Source organism: Shimia sp., assembly GCF_041624275.1.
Taxonomy (GTDB): domain Bacteria; phylum Pseudomonadota; class Alphaproteobacteria; order Rhodobacterales; family Rhodobacteraceae; genus Shimia.
The window spans coordinates 1-5,202 of record NZ_JBFJVE010000203.1 but is presented as its reverse complement, the minus strand read 5'-3'; the positions used below and the strand labels follow the sequence as shown (position 1 = coordinate 5,202).

Genomic DNA, 5,202 nt, shown 5'->3' with positions numbered 1-5,202 from the left:
TCTTTTGTCAATTCTGCACTCATTTCTCTGATGCCTGACTACGATATTGAAACGATCAAAACCCGCATAAAAATTCAGCGTGTCAATCGGCAGATTGGCACCATGATCAAAGACCGCTTTTCATCAGAGCAGGCTTCTGCTTCGGCGGAACGTTAAGTAACGGGACGATAGCCTGAAGTTACCCCCTACCCCAGCGCCAGGCGCCACAGCACCGCCACCCAGGCGGCGCCGGCGGCGAGCGAGCTGAGGAACACTGCGCCGCTGCCGCAGTCCTTGGCGGCGGCGGCCATCGGGTGCCGGTCTTCCGAGATATAGTCGATGGCGCGTTCGACGGCGGTGTTGAGCAGCTCGAAGGCCAGCACCAGAAGGCCCAGCGCCAGGATCAGGCCGCGTTCGCCGGCAAAGAGCGGCAGCCACAGCGCCAGACCGCCCGAGACCAGATTGGCCCAGACCCAGCTGCGAAAGGAATGCTCGTGGCGCCAGGCGTGCAGGCAGCCGGCCCAGCTCCAGATCAGCCGCAGTTTCAGGCGGTGGAAAAAATACAGCATCGGCGCCTCCCGGGCCCAGAATGGACCACGGGGGGCGGCGGATTCAAGCCAAGAAGATCACACGGCCGCAGGTCGCGCGCCGGGCGCTCAGCACTCGGCCAGCTTGCCGAGAAGGGCGCGGTTGAGGCAGTAGTCGGGCGCCTCGGCGGCGCTTTCATGCTCGGCCAGCCAGCCCTTGCAGTCCTTGACCGAACGGCAATGGGTGCAGGTCATCACCGCGCCGCGATACTTGCCGGCCAGCTCGGGCCGGTCGCTGAGCAGCTTGCGCCACTTGACGCCGACCTTGTCCGACATCTGTTCGACCAGATCGCCGTGGGCGTCGATTTTCTTGAAAAACTTCATTCTATGTCCTTGTGGCCTTTTGGGGGGCGGATCGCCCCGGTGTCAGGATGTGAGGGGATCAGGGGATCAGGGGCTGCGCGCCGCGCGTTTCAGCGCGGCAAAGAGATCGGCGTGCTGGCAGCAGTCGGGCGCGGCGGTGGCGTCGAGACTGTTATGGGCCAGCCAGGCCTCGCAGGTGTCGACGAAACGGCAGCGGCGGCAGCGGGTCACCATATCGGCATATTCCTTGGGGCTGAGGCTGCCGCTGGCCATTGCCTCGCCCAGCGAAACGCCCATGGCACGGGCGACGCTGCGGGTCATCCAGAAATGGCGCTCGGGATCGCCGAGTGGCAAGACGACGTTCAATGTCCCATCTCCTCGAGTGCGGTTTTCAGAAGCCGGAAGCGGCCCGGATCGGGCCGGGTGTCGGGGGCGGCGCGGATCCCGCGCCGGTCGTGCAGCGTCAGGAACCTGCCGCAGTCGCCGGCGTTGGAACAGCCGGCGCAGTCGCCGGTCATCGCCAGCCAGTCGGCGCGCCCGAGTCCGGCGCGCTGCATGGCGCGGCTCAGGTCGGCGCGGCTCAGCGTCTTCATGCGCCGTGCCAGCCAGCCGTGGACGCCGGGGTCACGCGCGGCGGTCATCTTTCCTCGGCCTTCAGCTTGAGCATCAGTTCGCGGTTGCGGCAATAGAGCGGCGCCGGGGCGGCGGCGGTGTCTTCGCGGGTCAGCCAGTGGCGGCAATCCTCGGGGTTGTCGCAGGACTGGCAGCGGTGGACGGCCTCGCTCAGATCCTCGGGCGCCATCCGGCCCGAACGCACCTCGGCCTCGAGGTCGCGCTTCCTGCGTGCCGCCATGCGGTGCAGCAGGTCAGAAGAAGGCTTGTTGGAATCCGACGGTCCGGTCATCACAGGCTCCGTTTGCGTTGCACGGCGCCAGTGATACCACGGTGACGGGAAATGCCATTTGACCTGCATCAAACATGCATTAGGAATATTTCTTCTGCCCGTCTCGGCGCCTGCCCCTGCGCCCTGCGCCGCTATCCGGCCCGGCGCGCCTCGAGGTAGGCGCGGACGCAGTCCTGGACCCGCCGGAACCTGTCTCCGCCCAGTTTCGTCCCGCCATACCAGCGGGTTACCACGATCACGTGATCGCGCAGATCGGCCCGTTCCAGCATCCGCAGGATCACCATGCCGGCGCCGCTTTCGCCGTCATCGCCCTTGATCGGGGTGCCGTCCGAGAGCAGCACCGCCCAGGTATTATGCGTCGCCCGGGCGAATTTGCGATCGCGTTTCAGCGCCTTGAGGAAATCGTCGACCTCGGCACGGCCCGCAGCGGCGCCGCCCGAAACCGCGTATCGCGACCCGCGATCGCTGAGCACTGCCGGCAGCTGCAGCATGGCTCAGAGCCCCCGTGCCGTGGCCTCGACGCGGGCGATGCGGTCGCGATTGGGCGGGTGGGTGCCGAGAAAGCGGTTGCCGGGGTCGGGGATGCGGGTGAAATAGGCCACCCCGATCAGCGGGTCGTAACCCGCGTCATGGGTGATGACGGTGCCCAGCTGATCGGCCTCGAGTTCGTAATCCTTGGAATAGACCCGCGACCCGATGCCGGCGCCGAGATCCATCGCCAGGTCGACCCCGCTGCCGTCGGCGCCGATCGCCACCGCCAGCACCCCGGCCAGAAGCGCCCCGGACAGCGCGTCGCCCTGGCTGCGGGCGATATGGCCCTGGATGTGATGCGCCGCCTCGTGGCCGAGGACGAAGGCCAGCTCGTCGGGATTGCGGGCATCGGCGATCAGCGCCGTGGTGAAGGTGATGCGCGGCCGCCCCGAGGGGCTCTGGCTCTGGTAGGCGTTGGGCGGCTGGCTGCGGTCGGGGTCGATCGAGATCTGGAAATCGCAGTTCACGCCGGGGGCGCGGGCGCGGCATTGCCGTTCGGCGACCGGCTCCATCCGCGCCTGCACCGGCGCCAGACGGGCCTCGGCCTCGGCCAGCGACAGTCTGGCGACCGGGGCGCTTTGCGATGGCGGCGGGGCGGTGGTGGTCTGGCAGGCGGCCAGCAGCAGCAGGGAGAGAGACAGGGACAGGATCGGCGCGGCAAGGGGTTTGGGCGGCATGCGACACTCGCGGATTGCTGGCAACGGGCGCGCCGAGCCTAGCCGCTTTGCCGCGAAGTTCCAGCCCATAATGCTTGCAACCGGGGGACCAGGCGTTAGGCTGGGGGCATGTTCAGCATAGAGCACGAATTTGACGCCACGATCGTCACCCTGGTCGACGAGGGCGGCCCGGCGCTGGCCGAGGACGTGACCATCAACCTGTTCGAGGACTGCGTCACCGTCGAACAATACGACCCGCGCAGCGATTCGGTGCAGAAGATCAGCCTGTCGATCAACCAGGTGCGCGAACTGGCGGCGGCGCTGGACCTGCCCGAGGGGGTCTACAAGCTTCAACAGGATGACAACGGGGCCTGAGCCCCCCCTGAGCCGCCCCCCCCCTGACCTGCCTCCCGAGCCGGCCCCTGCCTGCGCCAGTCCATGTCCGCGCCAGTCCCTGTCCGCGCCGATCCCTGCCAGCCGGACAGCAGCCCCCCTGTCAGTAGCCCCCGTCAGTCTGCGACCCGGAACAGCTTGTCGCGCGCGCCGTGGCCGCGCAGCAGCAGCAGGCGCGATTTCGGGATCCCCAGCGCCCCGGCCAGCAGCCGTGTCACCGCGGCATTGGCCTTGCCGCCCTCGGGGGCGGTGGTGACATAGACCCGGATGCGGTCTGCGTCGCGCCGGATCGCATTGCGCGACGCCCGCGGCGTGACCCGCACCGCGATCTCGGCGCCGGGCGTGGCTAGGTGGCTGAGATCTGCGGACATGATCCTTCCTGCGTGCTGAGCGACCCTGCCGCGTGGAGACTGTTTTTGGCTCGCCAAAAACGGCGCCTTCGGCGAGAGTATTTCCGGCAAGATGAAGAGGAGAGGCGGGAAATGGCAACCGGGTTTTTCTGGGACGAGAGATGTTTCTGGCATTCGGGGGGCGATTATGCGCTGACCCTGCCGGTGGGGGATTACGTGCAGCCGCTGGCGGCCGGCGGCCTGCCCGAGAGCCCCGAGACCAAGCGGCGGCTGAAAAACCTGCTGGATGTGAGCGGCCTGGCGGCCGAGCTGGAGATGCGTTCGGCGGCGCCTGCGACGCGGGGTGATCTGGAGCGGGTGCACCCTGCGGCCTATCTGGATCGGTTCAAGGCGATGTCGGACGCGGGCGGCGGCGAGCTGGGCCTGCGCACCCCCTTCGGCAAGGGCGGCTACGAGGCGGCGGCGCTGTCGGCGGGGCTGGCCAAGGAGGCCCTGCGGGCGGTGCTGGCCGGCGAGTTGCAGAACGCCTATGCGCTGTCGCGCCCGCCGGGGCATCACTGCCTGCCCGACTGGCCGAACGGCTTCTGCCTCTTGGCCAATATCGCCATCGCCATCGAGGCCGCCCGCGCCGCCGGCATGGTGGGCCGCGTGGCGGTGGTCGACTGGGACGTGCATCACGGCAACGGCACCGAGGCGATCTTTTACGACCGCGACGACGTGCTGACCGTCTCGCTGCACCAGGCGCGCAACTACCCGCTGGACAGTGGCGACGCCGGCGATCGCGGCACTGGCGCCGGGCTGGGGTTCAACCTCAATGTGCCGCTGCCGCCGGGGGCCGGGCATCAGGCCTATCTCGAGGCCATGCGGCGCATCGTGCTGCCGGCGCTCGACCGTTTCGCCCCGGAGGTGATCGTCGTCGCCTGCGGTTACGACGCCGCCGCCTTCGACCCCTTGTCGCGGATGATGGCCAGCGCCGAGACCTTCCGCGAGATGACGCGGCAGGTGATGGGCGCGGCCGAGAAGCTGTGCGGTGGCCGGCTGGTGCTGGTCCATGAGGGCGGTTACAGCGAGGCCTATGTGCCCTTCTGCGGCCATGCGGTTCTGGAGCAGCTGTCGGGCAGCGCCATTCACGTGCCGGACCCGATGGCCGAGACCCTGCGCGCGCGCCAGCCGGATTCGCGTTTTGACGGCTTCGTCACCGGGCTGATCGGGGAAATGGCGGAAAATCTGGCCGATATGCCCGCGAGCGGTTGAAACCGGGCGCGATTTTGCCGACATCTCGGGGCAGCTGTTTCAACTCCGGAGGTTTCATGCCCGACCCCAATCCAGAGGCGCTCGATTTTCTGCTGACCCGCCGTTCGCGCCCGGCCAAGACCCTGACCGCGCCGGTGCCCGGGCGCGCGGCGCTGGAACCGATCCTGCGCGCCGCCCTGCGCAGCCCCGACCATGGCAAGCTGGAGCCCTGGCGGCTGATGGTGATCGAGGCCGGCGCCATGGCG

11 protein-coding genes are annotated in these 5,202 nt (G+C 68.2%); 3 read left to right on the top strand and 8 right to left on the bottom strand.

Annotation, left to right across the window (positions count from 1 at the left end; genetic code table 11):
- Nucleotides 1–185: 185 nt before the first annotated feature.
- The 7 genes from ABZD10_RS13495 to ABZD10_RS13465 all read right to left on the bottom strand — a co-directional run bounded on the left by ABZD10_RS13495 (nucleotide 186) and on the right by ABZD10_RS13465 (nucleotide 2,981).
- Nucleotides 186–548: a diacylglycerol kinase gene (locus ABZD10_RS13495; protein WP_372887233.1), complete on the bottom strand. Its 363-nt coding sequence runs from the start codon at nucleotides 546–548 to the stop codon at nucleotides 186–188.
- A gap of 87 nt (nucleotides 549–635) precedes the next feature.
- Complete coding sequence (locus tag ABZD10_RS13490) at nucleotides 636–890, bottom strand: DUF6455 family protein (RefSeq protein WP_372887231.1); 255 nt, start codon at nucleotides 888–890, stop codon at nucleotides 636–638.
- A gap of 66 nt (nucleotides 891–956) precedes the next feature.
- Nucleotides 957–1,235, bottom strand: a complete 279-nt coding sequence (locus tag ABZD10_RS13485; RefSeq protein WP_372887229.1) for a DUF6455 family protein — start codon at nucleotides 1,233–1,235, stop codon at nucleotides 957–959.
- Entirely contained in the window at nucleotides 1,232–1,510 is a 279-nt protein-coding gene (locus tag ABZD10_RS13480; RefSeq protein WP_372887227.1) for a DUF6455 family protein, read from the bottom strand. The genes ABZD10_RS13485 and ABZD10_RS13480 overlap by 4 nt, the downstream gene beginning before the upstream one ends.
- Nucleotides 1,507–1,773, bottom strand: coding sequence for a DUF6455 family protein (locus ABZD10_RS13475; RefSeq protein WP_372887225.1), 267 nt, complete (start codon nucleotides 1,771–1,773; stop codon nucleotides 1,507–1,509). Before ABZD10_RS13475 ends, ABZD10_RS13480 begins: the two co-directional genes overlap by 4 nt.
- 131 nt (nucleotides 1,774–1,904) lie before the next feature.
- On the bottom strand, nucleotides 1,905–2,264 hold the full coding sequence (locus tag ABZD10_RS13470; RefSeq protein WP_372887223.1) for a YigZ family protein: 360 nt from the start codon (nucleotides 2,262–2,264) through the stop codon (nucleotides 1,905–1,907).
- A gap of 3 nt (nucleotides 2,265–2,267) precedes the next feature.
- On the bottom strand, nucleotides 2,268–2,981 hold the full coding sequence (locus ABZD10_RS13465; RefSeq protein ID WP_372887221.1) for a M48 family metallopeptidase: 714 nt from the start codon (nucleotides 2,979–2,981) through the stop codon (nucleotides 2,268–2,270).
- A 108-nt stretch (nucleotides 2,982–3,089) separates the two neighbouring features.
- Here ABZD10_RS13465 and ABZD10_RS13460 point away from each other — a divergent pair, with 108 nt between their 5' ends.
- Nucleotides 3,090–3,335 (top strand): hypothetical protein, encoded by a 246-nt coding sequence (locus ABZD10_RS13460; RefSeq protein WP_372887219.1) that lies wholly within the window; start codon nucleotides 3,090–3,092, stop codon nucleotides 3,333–3,335.
- 134 nt (nucleotides 3,336–3,469) lie between these two features.
- Here the strand turns inward: ABZD10_RS13460 and ABZD10_RS13455 are convergent, their stop codons facing one another.
- Entirely contained in the window at nucleotides 3,470–3,724 is a 255-nt protein-coding gene (locus ABZD10_RS13455) for a DUF167 domain-containing protein (RefSeq protein ID WP_372887217.1), read from the bottom strand.
- A gap of 111 nt (nucleotides 3,725–3,835) precedes the next feature.
- Here ABZD10_RS13455 and ABZD10_RS13450 point away from each other — a divergent pair, with 111 nt between their 5' ends.
- Together ABZD10_RS13450 and ABZD10_RS13445 are read left to right on the top strand one after the other, a co-directional pair.
- The gene (locus ABZD10_RS13450) at nucleotides 3,836–4,957 is read left to right on the top strand and encodes a class II histone deacetylase (protein WP_372887216.1); all 1,122 of its coding nucleotides are present in this window, start codon (nucleotides 3,836–3,838) and stop codon (nucleotides 4,955–4,957) included.
- A 56-nt stretch (nucleotides 4,958–5,013) separates the two neighbouring features.
- On the top strand, nucleotides 5,014–5,202 hold a 189-nt coding region (locus ABZD10_RS13445; RefSeq protein WP_372887214.1), incomplete at its 3' end, for a nitroreductase family protein.

Excerpts from the sequence above, each read along its gene's own strand:
- ABZD10_RS13495 (WP_372887233.1), bottom strand. The coding sequence starts at position 548 with ATGCTGTATTTTTTCCACCGCCTGAAACTGCGGCTGATCTGGAGCTGG.
- ABZD10_RS13490 (WP_372887231.1), bottom strand. The coding sequence starts at position 890 with ATGAAGTTTTTCAAGAAAATCGACGCCCACGGCGATCTGGTCGAACAG.
- ABZD10_RS13480 (WP_372887227.1), bottom strand. The coding sequence starts at position 1,510 with ATGACCGCCGCGCGTGACCCCGGCGTCCACGGCTGGCTGGCACGGCGC.
- ABZD10_RS13475 (WP_372887225.1), bottom strand. The coding sequence starts at position 1,773 with ATGACCGGACCGTCGGATTCCAACAAGCCTTCTTCTGACCTGCTGCAC.
- ABZD10_RS13470 (WP_372887223.1), bottom strand. The coding sequence starts at position 2,264 with ATGCTGCAGCTGCCGGCAGTGCTCAGCGATCGCGGGTCGCGATACGCG.
- ABZD10_RS13465 (WP_372887221.1), bottom strand. The coding sequence starts at position 2,981 with ATGCCGCCCAAACCCCTTGCCGCGCCGATCCTGTCCCTGTCTCTCTCC.
- ABZD10_RS13460 (WP_372887219.1), top strand. The coding sequence starts at position 3,090 with ATGTTCAGCATAGAGCACGAATTTGACGCCACGATCGTCACCCTGGTC.
- ABZD10_RS13455 (WP_372887217.1), bottom strand. The coding sequence starts at position 3,724 with ATGTCCGCAGATCTCAGCCACCTAGCCACGCCCGGCGCCGAGATCGCG.
- ABZD10_RS13450 (WP_372887216.1), top strand. The coding sequence starts at position 3,836 with ATGGCAACCGGGTTTTTCTGGGACGAGAGATGTTTCTGGCATTCGGGG.